Below are 17,929 nucleotides of genomic sequence, written 5' to 3'. Positions count from 1 at the left end.
GTCACCGTCCGTACCAAAGTCCTTCCTGCCAAGGTGGTGGACTGGTTCGCCCGCCCATCCAGCGTGTGGTGGGGCTTCGCCGTCGTCCATCTCTACTTCCTGGGCTGGATGGCGTCCTTTTTCCTCAACGGTGGCACCTTCAGCGACACCGAGCAGTACCGCCAATGGGCCCGGGACGGCTACAACCCGCAGGACCTCGACGGAAAAATCAGCCCCTGGGTGTACCCCGTGCTGGCCCAGCTCCCCATCTTCCTCGCGAACATCGCCGGGCCAAGCCTGTACCTGCTCGTCTGGTTCCTGATCATCACAGCGCTCAACGCGATCGGGCTGGCTTTCCTGACGCGCGGGCCGCGGAAGGTAAGCGGCATCGCGCCGGCCTGGTGGTGGCTCTTCTTCACCGTGTTTATGGGCTACCTCAGCTTCGCCCGAGTGGAAGGCATCACCGCTCCCATCGTCCTGATCGCACTGCTCTATGCGGCCCAGCGGCCCGTCGTTGCCGGCGTCCTGCTCAGCATCGCCACGTGGATCAAGGTGTGGCCGGCGGCCGTGCTGGTGCCCATCGTGATTGCGAGCCGGAAGCGGACCCAGGTGGTCCTCGCCGGCGTCGCGGTGACCGCCGCAGTGGCGCTGGGAACCTGGCTGTCCGGCGGGCTGCGGCACATCCTGGACTTCCTCCTGAACCAGGGCGAGCGCGGCATGCAGCTGGAGGCTACCTTCTCCACGCCATGGGTGTGGCTGAGCGTCTTCAACATCGCCGGTTCGAAAATGGCGGACAACACCGCCATCAACTCCACCGAGGTCTACGGTCCCGGGGCCGGCACGGCAGCGTTCCTGATGCAGCCGCTCCTGATCCTGGCCGCGGTGGCTGCCGCCATCCTGCTGGTCCGCGCATTGAACCGCGGAGCGGAGCGGGAGGAACTGTTCCTTGAGGGCTCCCTCATGATGGTTACTGCGTTCATCGTGTTCAACAAGGTAGGTTCCCCGCAGTTCATCATCTGGCTGGCGCCGGTGATCATCGCCGGCCTCACCCACGATTGGAACCGTTGGAAGGTCCCGGCGGCCCTGCTGATGGGGATCGCCATGACCACCTTCGTGATCTATCCGCTGTTCTACACCCCGCTTATCCACGCCCACCCGGTAATGGCCGCCATCCTCACCACCCGCAACGTGCTCCTGGTGGTCCTGCTGTGGTGGTCGGTGAAGCGGACGGCGGAGCTGGGCCGCAAGCCTGCTGCGGTACCCGCAGGCGCCTAGTCGGCGGTGGAGGCCCGGTCAGCTGCTCCGGGACCTCTGGTGCTTTTCCCACCGGTCCAGGCTCCAGTTCCAGCCCCGCTTGGCCAGGTCCCAGGGCTTGGCCTCGATGAGCAGCTTGCGTGTATGCACGTCGAGGAATAGAAGGTAGAGCGTAAATGCCAGGGCGGTAATGAACGCCAGGGAGGACGCGTCGATGGGCAGTTCCACGAAGGACCACACGGAGAGCTGGTCCTGCGCCCCGAACACCACAAAGAACGTGACGCCCACGTAGAAGGACCTGATCTGCCAGTCGTCCCGGATGCCGGTGACGGCCAGGAACGGCACGAACCAGAGGATGTACCACGGCTGGATGATGGGTGAGAGCATCACAACGGCGGTGAATGCCAGCGCCATCCGCCGCACAGCCCGTGAGTAGTCGCCACGGAACATCAGCAGCAGGACCAGCCCGATGGCGGCATACTTCATCCCGGTCCGCAGCACGGTGGCGAACGTGCCCCCCGGCAGCCCCAGCACATTCGCCAGGAACTCCACCTGCTGGCCCAGGAAACCCGACGGCGAGTAGCCCGTGTAGCCGGGGGTGGCGTCCATGATGGCCCAGGTCCAGCCCAGTCCAAGGTTGTACGGGATCCCGCTGACGGCCAGCACGCCGAAACTGATCCCTGCCGTCGCACCCCAGATCAGGAACTTGCGCGGCCAGGAGGCAGAGGGGCCTGCCCACATCACGCCGATGAACGGCAGCAGGAGCACGGTAATGGGCTTGATGCCGATGGACGCGGTGACCAGGAGGATGCCCAGCAGGTAGCGGCGGGTGGCCGCGAAGTAGACGCCGGCGACGGCGAGTCCCACCATGAGTGCGTCGTTGTGGGCGCTGGCGATAAAGCTGATCAGGAACAGGGGGTTGGCCACGGCGATCCACAGTGCGCGCGCCCCGTTGATGCCGTGCAGTTCCGCGAGTTTGGGCACGTAGATAACGCAGAGCAGGACCCCCACCCCGGCCAGGAGGCGGAAGAGCAGCACGGACGCGTCGGGCTGGGCTCCGGTCAGTCCGACAACGGCGCGTGCCAGCCAGAGAAAGTAGGGGCCGTAGGGGGTCCTGTTTTCGGCCCAGGCCGGGTCCGCGCCGAGCGCGAACCAGTTGTTGAGCGTGGAGATCCCCACCTGGTAAGGGTTTTGGCCTTCCATCACCAGCCGGCCCTGGCCGGTGTAGGCGTAGACGTCACGGGAAAAGACCGGCACGCAGAAGAGCAGCGGCAGGGACCAGGCGGAGATGGCGATAACAACTGACCGCAGCGACGACGCGCCCCAGTCGGAAAGCCGCTGCCCCAGCCGAAGCCACGAACGCATCAGCACCATGGCGCCTACCGTCAGCAGCACCGTGGACACTGTCACGCCCCAGCCCTCGGTGCGCAGCGCGATGACGATGGGCTGGCGGATCATGGGCGAACCGTTGGCGATCCAGCCGGTGCCGATCGAACCGACGAACATCATGAGGGCGCCGAGGAATCCTTCAACGGTTGCCACATAGGCCCGGCGCTTTGCAGGCTCGGCGACCGGATTGGCCGGCGAGCCGGGCTGGCTTTCCGACGTCCCGGGGGGTGCACCGCCTGCCGTCATGTGTGTTGGTCCCCTACTTCGTTACGGCGCTGGCTGCACGAGCGAAAAGGCCGCCCTGCAACCTGGCCATTTTATCAGCCGCGGTTCAGCGTGCTCCCGGATGACGTCCCCCCGAATGCCACAGTTTCGCAACAGGGCCGGGAGCAGGTCCCGTTGCGGCTCCGCGTAAAGTTGAAGGGTCCGGAGTCTGGCGGCCATCGCCTGCTGAGAGCCGGCCCTCCCGTTCCGGCGCAAGGAAGCGCCTTCCTTCCCGACCACCCCCATCCTTGCGAACGCGTGCAGGCCCCGGCCGCCGCGCTTCCAATGCCCGATTGGAGCCGGACCATGGCTGTCACCACCGCCGCGAACAGGGCGCCCTTGCCCCAGCAACTGCAGTCCGTGCGCGCCACGCTCCGCTCCCCTCGAAGGCTCAAGACTGAGGCCCTGGCCGGTCTGGTGGTGGCGCTGGCGCTCATTCCCGAGGCCATCGCCTTCTCGGTGATTGCCGGCGTGGATCCGCGGATCGGTCTGTTCGCCTCCTTCACGATGGCGGTGACCATCTCATTCGTTGGCGGCCGGCCCGCCATGATCTCCGCTGCCACCGGTGCCGTAGCACTGGTGATCGCGCCGCTCATGCGCAGCCACGGGCTGGACTACCTGATTGCCGGGGTGATCCTGGCCGGCGTCTTCCAGATCCTCCTCGCCGTTGCCGGCGTCACCAAGCTGATGCGTTTCATCCCGCGTTCGGTCATGGTGGGCTTCGTCAACGCACTGGCCATCCTGGTTTTTATGGCCCAGCTGCCTGAGCTCATCAACGTCCCCTGGCTGGTCTACCCGCTCGTCGCCGCCGGCCTGGTGATCGTGGTGGGACTGCCAAGGATGACGACGGCGGTGCCCTCACCTTTGGTGGCCATCGTGGTGCTCACCGCGGTTGCCGTACTGGCAGGACTGGACGTGCCCACCGTCAGCGACAAGGGACAGCTGCCGGAGAGCCTGCCGGGGTTCTTCCTGCCGAACGTCCCGCCCACGTGGGAGACCTTCCAAATCCTTGCCCCGTTCTCGCTGTCCATGGCGCTGGTGGGTCTGCTCGAATCCCTGATGACCGCCAAGCTGGTGGACGACATCACCGACACCCGGTCCAACAAGACCCGTGAATCGTGGGGCCAGGGCGTTGCCAACATCGTCACCGGTTTTCTCGGCGGCATGGGCGGCTGCGCGGTGATCGGGCAGACGATGATCAACGTCAAGGGCTCCGGGGCGCGCAGCCGGGTATCCACCTTCCTGGCCGGCGTCTTCCTGCTGGTGCTCGTGGTGGTGCTGGGCGACGTGGTCGGTCTCATCCCCATGGCGGCCCTGGTGGCCGTGATGATCTTCGTCTCCGCCATCACCTTTGAATGGCACTCCATCGCGCCGCGGACACTGCGGACCATGCCGAAGTCTGAAACCGCCGTCATGCTGATCACCGTCGCGGTAGTGGTGGCGACGCACAACCTGGCCATCGGGGTCGGCGCGGGGGTGCTTGCCGCCATGGCCATGTTCGCCCGGCGGGTGGCGCACTTTGTCACCGTTGAGCGGACGGTGCTGGAGGTCAACGGCGAGAACGTTGCCACCTACACTGTGGACGGCGAGCTGTTCTTCGCCTCATCCAATGACCTCTACACCCAATTCGAGTACGCCCTCGATGCGGAGCCGGAGATCAGCCGGGTAGTGGTGGACCTGCACGCCTCACACCTTTGGGACGCCTCCACCATCGCGGTGCTGGACGCCGTCACGGAGAAGTACCGCCGCCACGGCCGCGAAGTGGAACTGATCGGCCTGAACTCCGCCAGCATCCAGATGCGCGAACGGCTGGCCGGGAAGCTGAATGCCGGAAGCTGACAGCGCTTAGGTGCGGGCCCTGGGCGGTGCCGCCGGTTCCGCCGGTTCCGCCGGCGGCCCCCTAGCGCCTCCTGTCGCTGCGGGCCGTACGGTTCCTGCCCAGTGACTTGGCCACGTACAACGCGTCATCCGCGGTGGCGATGAGGCCTTCCACGCCGGTAGTGCCGGCGTCGTAGGTGGAAATTCCGTAACTGACGGTGGGCATCTCCATCCCGGCCTCCGTGGGGGCGGCGGCGAGCCGCCGGCTGATCTCCTCGGCAATGTTTTCCGCCCGTTCGGCATTCGTCCCGGGCAGGAAGAGGACAAACTCTTCGCCGCCGTACCGCCCCACCAGGTCCGTGGACCGGACGGTGGCGATGCAGGCATCAGCGAAGGACTGCAGGGCCACGTCCCCGGCGGCGTGGCCGTAAGTGTCGTTGACGGACTTGAAATGGTCCAGGTCCGCCAGGATGAGGGTGCCGGAGCCGCGGGTAGTGCTGCGGTCCGCCAACTGCTCTGCCGCCAGGTCCAGGAAGGCCTTCCGGTTGAGCAGCCCGGTGAGGTCGTCACGGGAGGCCACAACACGCAGGGCCCTGGTCTGCTGTTCGCTGCTGAGGGCAGCCATGCTGAATGAGACCACCACCAGCAGCACCATGGTCACCAGGGTAGTGACGGCGGAGCCGAACACCGTGGTGAAGGTGGGTCCATCCTGCCCTTCTCCGAGGAAAGCCAGCCAACGGAGGAAATAGAAAGCCGCAAGGCCGCCGGCCGCCACGGCCATGGGAATCCGGACGCGCGAATATCCCGGTTCCAGGCGCCACAGCTCGCGGGACGCGAGCCCGACGGTGAGGCTCATGGCCGCCAGGAACACGGGACCGCCGGACCAGGAGTTGGTGGCCGGGCTGTCCAGGACGGAGGCGACCAAGGTGACCAGCGGGATCCCGGTGAAAGCCCATTTGATCGGCGGGACTGTCCGCAGCGAGCGCGCGCCTGCCCAGACCGCCACGCCGCCGTGGACCAGCAGGACGTTGCCCAGCGGGTTGGCCCAGACCTGGTGCGGCGTGCCGTCCAGCAGGAAACACGCGGATCCGGAGAGGAAAAACACCAGCGCCAGGCACCACCAGCCGCTGTACGGCGAGCGCGTGATCCGGTATGCGGAGAAATAGAAAAGGAACACCAAAACCAAGGCCATCAGGCCAAACGCGATTCTCAGGGTCGCGGTATCCAGAACCATTTAACCGAAATCCCCCCGATACGGAAAAGCGTGTTGACCCCAAGTATTGCATCGGTCCGGGAACCTGTCAGGACAACCCAGTGGAGCGTACAGGGCTAAAGTTGTCTGATAGCCGGCAGGACCATCCCGAAAGGCAATACCGTGCTCCTTCTCTTCGGTTTTAAGACAGTACTCAAGGCCCTGCCCGGCAAGCCCGCCACCTGCCAGAACTGCGGGTCCTTCGTACACCATCACCTTGAGGAGCGGGCCACCAGGTTCACCCTGTTCTTCATCCCCGTGTTCACCACCTCGCGGTCCTACCGGATCACCTGTACCAACTGTGGCTACGTTTCGAGCATCTCGGCACGGCAGAAGCGGTCACTGGAGCTACAGCGTTAACCGTTGCCGGTACCGCCGCCCGCGGCTAGAGTGGGACCGGATCGGTGCCCTGGTAAGAAGCGCCGGCCGGAAGCCACTGCTACACAAAAAACATAAGGGACCCGGTACCCGTCCCAACCGTGGGAGAGGGAGGTGTTTTTGATGATTGTTACAGCCGCGCGCCCTGAGCGCTCCGCACCCATCCAAACCCTTCCCCGGTACCGCACCTGCGCCGCCTGACCAGCGGAGCGCCGAACACCAAGGCCGTCAGTGGCCGGTGCGCCGGGGGCTTTTCCCCGAGGTATCACAGTGAACACTTCTTCAGGCCACGCCCTGGACAGCACAAACCACTTAGGCAGCACCACTTCCAACAGCACTGCGTTCCCCTACGGTTATACCCCTGCCATCGCCCAACATTTCGAAAACCATCCCCTCCCAGGCGCCACCGGGCGCGGCCGGGTGGTCCGCGTGGACCGCAACCTGCTGCTGGTGGCGGCGGGCACGGACCTCCTGCACCTGCCCTACCCGCTCACCGGTGAAACGGCAGTCACCGGCGACTGGGTGTGGATGGGCCCCAACCGGGCTGGCGGGCGCCAGATCCTGGGCGTCCTTCCGCGCCGCTCGGAACTCAGCCGCAAGCGGGCCTTCGAGGACTCCTCCGCCGCGCAGGTCCTGGCCGCCAACATGGACATGGTGGGCGTGGTGGTGCCGGTGGACCGGCCCCTCACGCACAACCGGCTGGAGCGCACCCTCGTGGCCGCCTGGGATTCCGGCGCCACTCCCCTGGTGATCATCACCAAGGCGGACCTCGCCGCGGTGGCGGACGACGTCGTCGGCAAAGTCATCCTGCAGGCGGCGGGCGTGGAGGTGGTCACCACCTCCGCCGAGAACCGTGACGGCATCGACGAACTCCTGGCGCACATTCCGGCAGGCGGCACCATCGTCCTGCTGGGGCCATCCGGTGCCGGCAAGTCCACGCTGATCAATGCCCTCGCAGGCCGGGACGTCCAGGACACCGGGGAGGTGCGTGCCGGGGACTTCAAGGGCAAGCACACCACCACGTCGCGCGAGCTGGTGCCGCTGCCCAACGGGACGGTGCTGATGGACACACCCGGCGTGCGGGGCTTTGGATTGTTCGACGCCGAGGACGGCATCGGTGAGATGTTCGGCGACGTGGAGCTGCTGGCTGCGGAGTGCAGGTTCTCGGACTGCGCCCACCTGGGCGAGCCCGGCTGCGCCGTGCAGGCAGCAATCAGTGACGGCGTGCTGGAGGAGCGCCGCTGGCACAACTACCTGAAGCTGCAGCGCGAACTGGCCGCCCTGGCGCGCCGGAACGACGCCGCGGCCCAGCGCGCCTACCAGCGGGAGTGGCACCAGAAGGTGGTGTCGGCCGGAAAGTCCCAGCGGTGGGCGGAGCGCGAGACGGCGGAGTGGAAGGACGGCGCCGGAACGAAAGGGCGCGGACGCAAGCGGCGCTGACCCGGCGTACGCTCCCGCCCGGTTGCCGCCGTCGTGCCTCAAACCCCCGGTTCAGCCACCTTGGAAATCCGGGCCGGCAGCCGGAACTGCTTTTGGCTCGGTTGGAAGCAAGTGGGCGGGAGCGCGCATCCGGTTTGTCCCTCCCGGGGAGTAGGGTGCCGTCATGGACATCATCCTGGTTCCCGGTTTCTGGTTGGACGCCTCCTCCTGGGCGGAGGTGACACCCCCATTGGACGCCGCGGGCCACCGGACTCATCCGCTGACCCTTCCCGGCCTGGAGTCGGTTGACGCGGACCGGACCGGGATCGGGCTGCGCGACCATATCGACGCCGTGGTTGCCGCGGTCGATGCTTTGGATGGCAAAGTTGTGCTGGTGGGCCATTCCGGCGGTGGTGCCATCATCCACGGCGCCCTGGATGCGCGGCCGGACCGGGTGGCGCGCGCCATGTATGTGGACAGCGGCCCCCTCGGCGAAGGAGGCGTCATCAACGACGAACTAACGGCCGACGGCGACGACGTGCCCCTTCCGCCGTGGGAGGAGTTCGAGGACGCCGACCTCGTTGACCTCGACGAAGGGCTTCGCGAAGCCTTCCGTGCTCGGGCCATCCCCCAGCCGAAAGGAGTGGCCTACGACCGACAGCATCTGGGTGACGAGCGCCGCTACGACGTGCCGGCCACGGTGATCACCTGCGAATTCCCGTCTTCAATGCTTCGGGAGTGGATCGACGGCGGCCACCCCTTCGTTGCCGAACTGGCCCGGATGCGGGACGTGGAGTACGTGGACCTGCCCACCGGGCACTGGCCCCAGTTCACTAAGCCGGCGGAACTGGGACGCGCGATTCTCGCGGCGGTGGACCGGACGGCCTAACCGCCCGGCCGTGCCCCTGCTGGTGGCCGAGCCTGTCGAGACCCAGTGGCCGGGCACGCTGCAATAAAGCAGCGGCCGCGGGCCTAGCCATAATCGGCCCTCCGCTGATCAAAGGAGCCCGGCCAACCGCACAGGACCCGGAGAACTAAAGGCCCGCCGGGGCGCCCTCCTCCTCGATAAGGGGTTCCTCAATCAGCAGCGCCGTTCCCTGGTAGGCGCCCAGCTCGATAAAGAAGCTGTGCAGGTCATCAACCTGGCCCACGGTCTCCTCGGTGAACAGATCCCGCACCCCCGCACCGGCCTCCAGGTGGCTGGAGTTGACGCTGCCGGTGATGCTCTCACCCGAGAAGTTCAGGACCGTCACCTGGATCTGCCCGGAGGCGAGGCGGTGCACCATCACCAGCAGTCCCCGCTGCGAAACCTCGGGAATGTCCAGGAGCAGGCCGGTGGCGATTCCCCATTCCTCACGCACCTTGAGGATTTTCTGGAGCCGCCGCGCGAAAGACCCTTCGTCCTTGAGCTGTTCCGGCAGCGGACCGTAGAGGCTGCGCGCGCGGGGCATTCCCGAGGCCGAGAGGGTGGCTTCAGCGTTGGTACCCATCAGGTCGTGCGCGCCCCGGTTAATCCACCGGGTGTCGCCCTGCGCGGTAAGCTCCCGGACCTGCTCCCTGTCCAGGGTGGTGATGCCCACCATGTCCCAGCCGGACAGTGCGAAGACTCCAGGCTGCAGTGCGTTGTACATGGCCAGCAGCAGGTGCGCTTCGCGCACAAGGTCGATCTGCTCGGCGGTGAGGGAGGAAATGTCCTTGATGCCCAGCGCCGCGGTGATCACACTGACCGTGGTGCAGGCAATACCGTTTGTGGTGAACACGGCGTTGTACGGGGCGTTCTCCCCCGTCAGCGCATTCCGCAGCGTCTCCTGCACGTGTTCGGTCAGCTCGGCGCCGGTCAGCTCCGAACCGGCCAACTGGTAGACATCGTCCTTGTGCCGGGTGGCGAAGTGCACCAGCTCGTATGTCAGTTCATCGTGGTTCTGCAGCGCATGCACCAGCGATGCCTGGTCCACTCCGATTTCCATCGCGAGCCGCAGGGTGAGCCGCAGGAACTCCGTGTCCTGGGTGACAAGGGCGTAGTGGTAACCGGGGCGGGTGATGAAGTCGTAGGACAGGTCCGGCCCGGTTTCGGAGGTCGCCTTGATGTCGTCGATGGTGAGGTTCAGTTCCTGGAAGGAGAAGCCACCCACCTTGCGCACCATGCTGCCGATCAGCTGGTTGGCCGCCTCGGAGAGCGGGTGTCCTTCGGACCAGCCGGGTTGTTCCTCAGCGCTCTTTTCCACGCCAAGGAAGCCGTTGGCGTCCAGCCGCAGGGCACCGGTACCGAGGTCAAGCAGCGAGTGGAGCGCGTCGCCCACCACCAGGCGCATGCCGGAGAACGTGGGATCCAGCCAGTTGATGGACGGCTGCCCGGCCTTGAAGTAATGCAGGTACACCCAGCGGCGCTTTTGGCCGGTGGTGTCCACGATGGCCCGGGTGGCACTCCAGTTGGTTTCCTTCACGCCGGGTTCGTAGAAGATGACCCGCTGCAGCCGGCCGATGATGTACCCGGCCTGCTGCAGCGCCAGCTCAGCATCGGGGCTGATGTTGACCGAGTCCTCGCCCGGCGGGACGTCCGGCAGCAGGTGCCAGTCCGATTCCGGGATGTCGATCATGTGATAGATGCCGGGGTAATCGCGGTAGTTCATTTCAGCGAGGCGGAAGTCCGCGCCCTTGCCGGTGTGTCCGGGGACAATGTCATCGATGATGGTGCCGTCATGTTCGCCGGCCACCTCGCACATCCGGCGGAACTCGTCCTCGGAGCCGAACAGCGGGTCGATGGCCATGCTGATCCGGTCAAAGTGGCCGTCCACGCTGGGGGTTTCCCTCCACCCCTCCAGTCCACCGGCTTTCTTGACGGGCCCTGTGTGAATGGCCCGAATGCCAATCTCGCGGAATGTTTTCCACAGTTCCGGGTCGCCCAATGCCCCCAGGAACGACTGTCCCGGGGTGGTCATGTAGGAGAGCGGGTAAGCGGTAAACCATACGGACGCGCGTTCGACGGCGGCCCGCGGGTTGGGGTGCGCGAACGAGTGCTGCCACATGCTCGCCTGTCCCGAGAGTTGCCGGGCCATAACGTTGGCGTCGCCGAGCATCGCCTGGTTCCGCAGCCACTCCACGTAGGTTTGGTTGAGGCCGTCCAGTTCCAGCGAGGGGGCGTTGGCGAAGTACTGCCGACGGCGGGCCACTGGCCGCAGCGCCTTGGGCCGTGCCGGGTAGAACTTTTCGTCGAAAGTGATTTCCGGAACGTCCGGCACCTCCGCCGGCCCTGCCTCCTCCATGGATTCTGCAGGTTCCGTAACCTCCACAGCCTCCGGACCAGTCGCGTTGCCGGTTTCGCCGGCCTGTTCTACTGCATCGCCCTCAGACACGCTGGCGGTTGCTTCTCCCAGATCAGACACTGAGTTCCTCCCTCAACTCGACTGCATTCCACTCTGCCACGATTCACGCGCACGCCGAACGGCGGCGGCCGATGAATTTCAGCTGAGCGGCGGTTCATCGATGTCCGTACCCGGGTGAACCGGCAGAAATGCACTCCATGCGCCGGAAGCTCGAGTTCCAGTGCCGGCACGCCCATCAGCCGGGTCTTTCCGGCGTCTGCACCGGTCCACGCCGGCATCTCATCCTCGGTGACGGTGGTGCCCCAGCAGTCCCAGCTGTTCCAGCCCATGGGCGGATTTTCCGCAAGCGTTATGAACCCAATGTACAACGATGGATATTAGGCGGGGAACAGCCCCTGAAATCCGTTTGCTAAGCGCCGCGACGCCATGTGGCGCCAGCTTGACATGCCGATTGTGAGCGCTGACAGTTGAGTGAGCCACCCCACCCCCACCGGAAAGCTGATTCATTGAAGAACTGGGCAGGAAACCTCGAATACTCGTCCAACCTCATCGAGCGGCCTGAATCGGTGGCGGAACTGTCGCGGATCGTGGAGCGGGCAGCCCTGGTGAAGGCCCTTGGATCCCGGCACTCCTTCAACCGTGTTGGGGACACCGACGGGGTGCATGTGCTGCTCGATGCCCTGCCGCAGCAGATCGTCGTTGACCCGGAACGCAGCACTGTCAAGGTCAGCGGGGGCGTCAGCTACGGGGCCTTGTGCCGCAGGCTGGAGCAATCCGGCATGGCCATCCACAACCTGGCGTCACTGCCCCACATCTCGGTGGCAGGGGCAGTACAAACGGGAACCCACGGTTCCGGGGTGAACAACCCCTCGCTCGCCGGCGCCGTCGAGTCCATCGACCTGGTCCGGCCCTCAGGCGAACTGGTCACCCTTACCCGGGCGGACGGGGACGAGTTCCTGGCCAGCGTGGTGGGCCTGGGCGCTTTGGGCATTGTGACCGGACTCGAACTGACCGTCCAGCCCAGTTTCCAGATGCGCCAGCGCGTCCTGGAGAACCTGCCGTGGGACCGGGCGCTGGCAGCCTTCCCGGAGATCATGTCCAGCGCCTACAGCGTGAGTCTGTTCACGGACTATGCAGGCGAAACGATCAGCCAGGTATGGCTAAAGGCACTGGACACGGAGCCTCCGCTGGCGAATCTCTTCGGCGCCACGGCAGCCACGCGCGCCCGTCACCCGCTGCCGGACATGTCGGCGGAGAACTGCACCCTCCAGCTGGACGAGCCGGGGCAATGGCTGGACCGGCTGGCGCATTTCCGGCACGAGTTCACTCCCAGCAAGGGCGAGGAGCTCCAGAGCGAGTTCATCCTGCCGCTGGGGCACGCGCCGGCGGCGCTTCAGGCAGTCCGCGGTCTGGCGGACAGGCTGGCGCCCCTGCTGTTTGTCTCGGAAATCCGTACGGGTGCCGCGGACGAATTCTGGCTGAGCCCCTTCTACCGGCAGCAGAGCGTGGCGCTGCATTTCACCTGGAAGCCGCTTCAGCCCGAGGTGGAAGCACTCCTCCCGGAACTCGAGGACCTGCTCCGGCCCTTCGGTGCCCGGCCGCACTGGGGCAAGCTCTTCTCCCCGGCCGGCCACGATTGGGAGACCCTGTACCCTCGCTTCGCCGGATTCCGGTCCCTTGCCTCTTCCCACGACCCCGAGGGCAAGTTCCGCAACGGGCTCCTGGACACCATCCTCGGCGTCCCGGCGGCGAGCGCCCGCTAACAGCCCAGGGGCCGCGGATTGTTAGGGTGGAACCATGAACCGCCGCCTTGCCGCCCTGTCCGCCGTCCCCCTGATGCTGCTGCTGGCCGGCTGCGGGGCCGTCGAGGAAGCCGCCGGGAATGCGGCCAGTGACGCCGCTTCGAAGGTGGCCACGGCAGCCGCGGAGGAAGTGAACCGGCAGATTTGCGCCGTGGTCCAGGATGGACTGGTCAGCGTGGAGGACAAACGGGCCCTCGGCGGGCTCGTGTCGGCCGCCCGCACCGCGGGCGTCCCCACTGAAATTACGACGCCGTTGGGTGAAATTGCGGAGGCCGGAGACCAGGTGCCGTCCGAGTCTGTCCAGGCCCTGAAGGATGCCTGCGCAGCCTGAGCGAGATCCCCAGCACTGCCCCTTTTGACGGCCGCGTCCTGGTGCTACGGTGAAATGACGAACTAGTAAGCCTGTGATACTAAATTCACTGAGCGAAGGAGATCGTCATGGCTGAACGCGGCAACACCAAACACGGCTCCAATCTGGATGACCAGATGAAGCACGAAACCCAGGGTGCGGTCCACGCAAACCAACCGCCCCACGCGGAGGAATGGCGCGAGACCGAACCCTTCCCCGACGACACGGATCCTGCTGAAGTCCAGGAAGCCCTGAATCCGGTCGCTTCCCCCGATGCCATCAGCGACGAGGAGGAGGAACAGTGACCACAAGCCTGAAGGAGCACGCGGACCGGTACCGGCTCCCGGGCCCCTGGTGCACCGCCTATGTGGACGCGGGGACAGGCACTGTGGACAGCCTGGAAGCGGGCGACGTGCGGCCCGGCAATGTCCGCGCCGCGCTGGAAGCGCAGGGAGCCTCCGCGGCTGACCTTGATGCGGTGGAACAGGCACTGCGGCCTGAGGCAGGCATCCCTTCCCCCGTGTCCCGGTTCGTCCTGGTCCACCAGGGAAACGTTGAGATCAACGAGGTGCTGCCGGGCGAGCGTGTGCTGCCGGAACGGATTTCGGTGGATCCCCTTCCCGACCTCCTGCCGCTGGTAAAACACCGGCCGGAGGAGTTCCCCTACGTCGTTGCGGAAGTCAGCCGGGAACACGGCGAGATCCGGCTGTACTACGCGGGAGCCGGCGCTCCGGCGAGCACCGAGGAAGTCCAGGGCGACAACCAGCACATCAAGAAGTTTCAGGGCGGGGGCTGGGCCCACCTTCGCTTTCAGCACCACACCGAGGATGTGTGGCGCCGCAACGCGGACCAGGTGGCCGAGGAGATCGACCGCGTGGTGGGCAACAGCGGCGCACGGCTGGTAGTCCTTGCCGGTGACATCCATGCACGGAGGCTGGTGCAGGAGCAACTCTCCAAGGCCACCCAGGCATTGGTGTCGATGGTCGATTCCCACACGCACACAGCGGGCGCTGACCAGGGCCTCCTTGAAGACCAGGTAAACCAGCGGGTCGCTGAACAGTGGGCTGCCGAGCAGCAGGACATCATGGACCGGCTGGCCATGCAGGAAGGCCAGGCCAACCCTGAATCCGCCACCGGCATCGGGGCTGTGGTCCACGCGCTTCAGCAAGCCCAGGTGGAGGTGCTGATCCTGGATGACGGCGCCCTCTCGGAGCGGACGCTGCTGGCACTTGACGCCGAGCCGTGGATTGCCACCGCGGAGGAGGAGTCCCTTGGGGCCAAGGTGCTGGGCAAGGTCCCGGCCCCGGCAGCACTGCTGCGGGCGGCCGCGCTGACCGACGCGCGCGTCCTGCTCGTCCCGGGCGGGGTCCTGGCAGACGGGGCCGATGTGGCAGCCCTGCTGCGATGGTCCACTGGGCCGGCGGTTCCGTCGTCGTAAGTTATCCACCCCTGCAGCAAACGAACCGACAGGAAGGAACATCATGGCAACGGGAAATGACAACGAGGACCTTGCCCCTGGCGGCGTGATCATCCCCGAAGAGGATGCGTTGCCGAATCCCACGCGGACAGGACACGGCAAAATGCCGGAGGACATTGACGACGACGCCTACGCGGCAGCAGCCGAACAGGAGCGGGTTGCAGCAGGCCTTGCGGACTATGCGCCCAGTGACGTTCCGCCGGCGACGGATCCGCTGCCGGCCGAAGCGTCAGAAGCGGCGGATCTGGCCCAGCGTGGGCTGCTGGACAACAACGACACCACCGGGGCCCAGGCGAACGAGGACCAGGACAACAGCTGATAAACACGCAAATGAAGGGCAGGGCCACGAAGCCCTGCCCTTCACCGTGCTCCTGGCTCTTGCTGCCACCCCTCGCAGCTGGTCCCCGCTCGCCGGCCCCAGCATCCGCTGCTGTTACGGGTGCGGATGGTCCAGCCCCCGGAAGCCATGGCCACGCGCCCCCGGCAACCTGCGCGGGGTGCGGTGGTGTTCGGGGGCTACAAAAGGAACCACTTCCGGATCCCGGCTGGGCGGCAGCGCCCGGATGAACTTGGCGAGTTCATCCTGCAGAACCTTCCAGGAGATCTCCGGATCGTCCGGATAAGCATCCAATTCCGCCTGCCGCGCCGCCTCGAGGGCTGCCCGGCCAACATCGGTGAGCTCGACCCTAAACTGCCTGCGGTCGGTGGACTGGCGGGTCCTGCTGATATGGCCTGACCCCTCAAGCCGGGTGAGTACCCTGCCCAGGGTCTGGCTCTGCACCCGGACAACTTCGGCAAGCTGCTCCTGGTTAAGGGGTCCGGCAGCCAGCCCTTCCAGGGCTATAACAGCTGCCCGGGTCAGGCCAAGGGGCGCCAAAGCATCATCCTGACGCCGTTGGACCAGGCGCGCCGCCAGCGTAATAAGGCGGTAGCTGTTCCGTGCATCCGGATCGAGGTTGCTCGTCATCGGCCGCGGCCTTCCTGTAAGTGGCGAAGTGCGGGTGGCATTACCCCTTCATGCGTCGCTACCTACCTACAATAAGCATGCTTAGCATCCTGTTCGCAAGTAGGCTTACTATCCGTCCCGCCGCTTGCCGCTTAAACCCAAGACTTCCAACACGCCCCCTTGCAATCCAAATGAGAAGTGTGCTTAGTATCTAAGTAGTAACCCTGCTTACTAAATACCGCCAGCACTGCTGGTTCTTGATCGCCAGCTGACCCTTTGCGAAAGAGAGCATGATGACAGAGAACCAATGGCCCCAGACACCCAACCCTGCTATCCCGGACCCTTACGGCGCCTCCGAGGTGGGAGTTGAAGATACCTATACCACCGCATCCACGACCGGCACGACCGGCACGGCCGGCACGGCCGGCACCTCCAAGGCCGGGGCGGCCAAGGAAGAGGCTTCGCATGTGGCCGGGCACGCGGCCACGGCAGCCCAGGGGGTAGCCCACACGGCGAAGGAAGAGGCGGCCCACGTGGCCTCGGAGGCCAAGCACAGCGCCCAGGATCTGCTGTCCCAGGCAAGGTCGGGACTGACCAGCCAGGCCGGCACCCAGCAGCAGAAGGCAGCCGAAGGCATCAGGACCATTTCCAGCCAGCTGCAGAGCATGGCGGACGCGCCGGACCAGCAGGGCATGGCCAGCGACCTGATCCGGCAGGCCGCCCAGCGCAGCGAATCGGTGGCTTCCTGGCTGGAGAACAGGCAGCCGGGCGACCTGCTCGGCGAAGTCCAGAGGTTCGCCCGGAACCGCCCCGGCACCTTCCTCCTGCTCGCAGCAGGCGCAGGTGTACTGGCGGGCCGCCTCACCCGCGGTCTCACCGCAGGGGCCACCGGTTCCCAGGGCGCCGTACAGTCCCCGGCCCGGCGGCCGGTCCAGTCCGCACCGGTGGCGCCGCTGCGGCAGGAGACAGTGTACGCAGCCGGCACTGACGATCTGTTTGACGAGCCGGTGGTCGGCACCGGAGCGCCGGTATCCACCACCACGCTCCCCTCCGGCACAGCCGAGGACAGCCCGCTCCGGTTCGAGGATGACCCCTACCGCGACGAGGACGGCAGCTATCGTGCTGCCGACGGCACCTATCGGTCAACGGAAGGACGCCAGCTGTGAGTAGCCAGATTCCGGAGATGCCGCCGAGTGAGGCGCATCAGAAGGCGGACAACGCGTCGCTGGGTGAGCTCCTGGGTGATGTGACCCGGGACCTGTCCACCCTGATGCGCCAGGAAGTGGAGCTGGCCAAGGCCGAACTGAAACAGTCCGCCACCAAGGCCGGCAAAGGCGGAGGAATGCTCGCCGGCGCCGGCGTCGCCGGGCACCTCGTCCTGGTCTTCCTGTCCCTGGCCCTGATGTTCGCCCTGGACGCCCTGATGCCGCTGGGCTGGGCCGCCGTGATCGTCGCCGTGATCTGGGCCATCATCGCCGCAATCCTGGCCTCGATCGGGCGCAAGGAACTCAAGCAGATCCAGGGCATGCCCCAGACCGGTGAAACACTTTCTGAAATTCCCCCAACCCTAAAACCAGGTGAGGTAAACCGATGAGCGATAACCCGGACGCAATCCGTGCAGACATAGAAGCCACCCGTGCCCGCCTGGGCACTGACGTGGACGCGGTCGCCGACAAGGTCACCCCCTCCAATGTCGTCCACCGCCAGACCGACAAAGTGAAAGACGCCGTCACCGGGGTGAAGGAGAGGATCATGGGAGCAGCAGACTCAGCCACGAGTACCGTCCAGGATAAAGTCCACTCGGGCACCGGCCACGCCGGCGGCGCCATGCACCACACCACCGACACCCTGCACGACGCCAGGGACAACGTCGGCGCCAAACTCAGTGATGCCGGGACCGCGATTTCCCAGGCACCGGACCAGGTCAAGGCCAAAGCACAGGGCAACCCCCTGGCCGCCGGCCTGATCGCGTTCGGCGCCGGGATGCTCGTCTCGTCCCTGATCCCGCCAAGCCAGAAGGAACGCGAGGCAGCGGACCAGCTCAAGACCGCCGCGCAGCCCCTGGCCACGCAGGTCGCCGACGCCGCCAAGGACATGGTCCAGGACCTCAAGGAACCGGCCCAGGAAGTGATGGAAAACGTCAAAGCCACCGCCACCGAGGGTGTCCAGAACGTCAAAGCCGAAGGCCAGGGCGCCGTCACCGACGTCAAGAGCCGCGCCACCGATGCCAAAGACCACGTCCAGAACACCTAGGCCTACACGGCATCAGGTCGTTTGAG

At 66.0% G+C, this 17,929-nt stretch carries 18 protein-coding genes; 13 read left to right on the top strand and 5 right to left on the bottom strand.

Translation table 11 applies throughout. The features are described 5' to 3' along the window. Nucleotides 1–33: 33 nt before the first annotated feature. Nucleotides 34–1,254: a glycosyltransferase 87 family protein gene (locus FBY31_RS13855; protein WP_200833373.1), complete on the top strand. Its 1,221-nt coding sequence runs from the start codon at nt 34–36 to the stop codon at nt 1,252–1,254. An 18-nt stretch (nt 1,255–1,272) separates the two neighbouring features. Here the strand turns inward: FBY31_RS13855 and mptB are convergent, their stop codons facing one another. Beyond that, nucleotides 1,273–2,868 (bottom strand): polyprenol phosphomannose-dependent alpha 1,6 mannosyltransferase MptB, encoded by a 1,596-nt coding sequence (gene mptB / locus FBY31_RS13850; RefSeq protein ID WP_142041968.1) that lies wholly within the window; start codon nt 2,866–2,868, stop codon nt 1,273–1,275. 324 nt (nt 2,869–3,192) lie between these two features. On the opposite strand from mptB, the gene FBY31_RS13845 reads away from it, so the two are divergent. Next, complete coding sequence (locus FBY31_RS13845) at nt 3,193–4,725, top strand: SulP family inorganic anion transporter (protein ID WP_142041965.1); 1,533 nt, start codon at nt 3,193–3,195, stop codon at nt 4,723–4,725. A 61-nt stretch (nt 4,726–4,786) separates the two neighbouring features. Here the strand turns inward: FBY31_RS13845 and FBY31_RS13840 are convergent, their stop codons facing one another. After that, nucleotides 4,787–5,938 carry a GGDEF domain-containing protein gene (locus FBY31_RS13840; protein ID WP_142041962.1) on the bottom strand — a complete coding sequence of 384 codons (1,152 nt, stop codon included), beginning with the start codon at nt 5,936–5,938 and terminating at the stop codon, nt 4,787–4,789. Between the two features lie 141 nt (nt 5,939–6,079). On the opposite strand from FBY31_RS13840, the gene FBY31_RS13835 reads away from it, so the two are divergent. From FBY31_RS13835 to FBY31_RS13825, 3 genes are all read left to right on the top strand, one after another. Next, entirely contained in the window at nt 6,080–6,316 is a 237-nt protein-coding gene (locus FBY31_RS13835; RefSeq protein WP_142041959.1) for a zinc-ribbon domain-containing protein, read from the top strand. 288 nt (nt 6,317–6,604) lie between these two features. Then, on the top strand, nt 6,605–7,774 hold the full coding sequence (gene rsgA, locus FBY31_RS13830) for a ribosome small subunit-dependent GTPase A (RefSeq protein ID WP_142041956.1): 1,170 nt from the start codon (nt 6,605–6,607) through the stop codon (nt 7,772–7,774). 163 nt (nt 7,775–7,937) lie between these two features. Continuing rightward, on the top strand, nt 7,938–8,642 hold the full coding sequence (locus FBY31_RS13825; RefSeq protein WP_142041954.1) for an alpha/beta fold hydrolase: 705 nt from the start codon (nt 7,938–7,940) through the stop codon (nt 8,640–8,642). Nucleotides 8,643–8,787: 145 nt separating this feature from the next. Here the strand turns inward: FBY31_RS13825 and treS are convergent, their stop codons facing one another. After that, entirely contained in the window at nt 8,788–11,016 is a 2,229-nt protein-coding gene (gene treS, locus FBY31_RS13820; protein ID WP_142045388.1) for a maltose alpha-D-glucosyltransferase, read from the bottom strand. Between the two features lie 68 nt (nt 11,017–11,084). After that, a complete protein-coding gene (locus FBY31_RS13815) occupies nt 11,085–11,405 on the bottom strand; it encodes a hypothetical protein (RefSeq protein WP_200833483.1) in 321 nt (106 codons plus the stop codon). Between the two features lie 177 nt (nt 11,406–11,582). On the opposite strand from FBY31_RS13815, the gene FBY31_RS13810 reads away from it, so the two are divergent. The 5 genes from FBY31_RS13810 to FBY31_RS13790 all read left to right on the top strand — a co-directional run bounded on the left by FBY31_RS13810 (nt 11,583) and on the right by FBY31_RS13790 (nt 15,023). After that, nucleotides 11,583–12,839, top strand: coding sequence for a D-arabinono-1,4-lactone oxidase (locus FBY31_RS13810; RefSeq protein WP_142041948.1), 1,257 nt, complete (start codon nt 11,583–11,585; stop codon nt 12,837–12,839). Nucleotides 12,840–12,873: 34 nt separating this feature from the next. Continuing rightward, on the top strand, nt 12,874–13,209 hold the full coding sequence (locus FBY31_RS13805) for a hypothetical protein (protein WP_142041945.1): 336 nt from the start codon (nt 12,874–12,876) through the stop codon (nt 13,207–13,209). Between the two features lie 107 nt (nt 13,210–13,316). Beyond that, a complete protein-coding gene (locus FBY31_RS13800; RefSeq protein WP_142041941.1) occupies nt 13,317–13,532 on the top strand; it encodes a hypothetical protein in 216 nt (71 codons plus the stop codon). Then, nucleotides 13,529–14,665: a baeRF2 domain-containing protein gene (locus FBY31_RS13795; protein WP_142041938.1), complete on the top strand. Its 1,137-nt coding sequence runs from the start codon at nt 13,529–13,531 to the stop codon at nt 14,663–14,665. Before FBY31_RS13800 ends, FBY31_RS13795 begins: the two co-directional genes overlap by 4 nt. Nucleotides 14,666–14,708: 43 nt before the next feature. After that, entirely contained in the window at nt 14,709–15,023 is a 315-nt protein-coding gene (locus FBY31_RS13790; protein WP_142041934.1) for a hypothetical protein, read from the top strand. Nucleotides 15,024–15,137: 114 nt separating this feature from the next. Here FBY31_RS13790 and FBY31_RS13785 read toward each other — a convergent pair whose 3' ends face one another. Beyond that, nucleotides 15,138–15,671 (bottom strand): MarR family winged helix-turn-helix transcriptional regulator, encoded by a 534-nt coding sequence (locus FBY31_RS13785; RefSeq protein ID WP_142041932.1) that lies wholly within the window; start codon nt 15,669–15,671, stop codon nt 15,138–15,140. A gap of 272 nt (nt 15,672–15,943) precedes the next feature. Between FBY31_RS13785 and FBY31_RS13780 the strand changes: the two genes are divergently transcribed. The 3 genes from FBY31_RS13780 to FBY31_RS13770 are packed head-to-tail and all read left to right on the top strand — an operon-like array spanning nt 15,944 to nt 17,903. Beyond that, a complete protein-coding gene (locus tag FBY31_RS13780; RefSeq protein WP_142041929.1) occupies nt 15,944–16,816 on the top strand; it encodes a hypothetical protein in 873 nt (290 codons plus the stop codon). A 17-nt stretch (nt 16,817–16,833) separates the two neighbouring features. Next, entirely contained in the window at nt 16,834–17,244 is a 411-nt protein-coding gene (locus FBY31_RS13775; protein WP_142045386.1) for a phage holin family protein, read from the top strand. Continuing rightward, the gene (locus FBY31_RS13770; RefSeq protein WP_142041926.1) at nt 17,241–17,903 is read left to right on the top strand and encodes a DUF3618 domain-containing protein; all 663 of its coding nucleotides are present in this window, start codon (nt 17,241–17,243) and stop codon (nt 17,901–17,903) included. Before FBY31_RS13775 ends, FBY31_RS13770 begins: the two co-directional genes overlap by 4 nt. The last annotated feature ends 26 nt before the right edge of the window (nt 17,904–17,929 follow it).

The organism is Arthrobacter sp. SLBN-100 (assembly GCF_006715305.1).
Taxonomy (GTDB): Bacteria; Actinomycetota; Actinomycetes; order Actinomycetales; family Micrococcaceae; genus Arthrobacter.
This window is presented reverse-complemented; position numbering and strand designations above follow the sequence as displayed.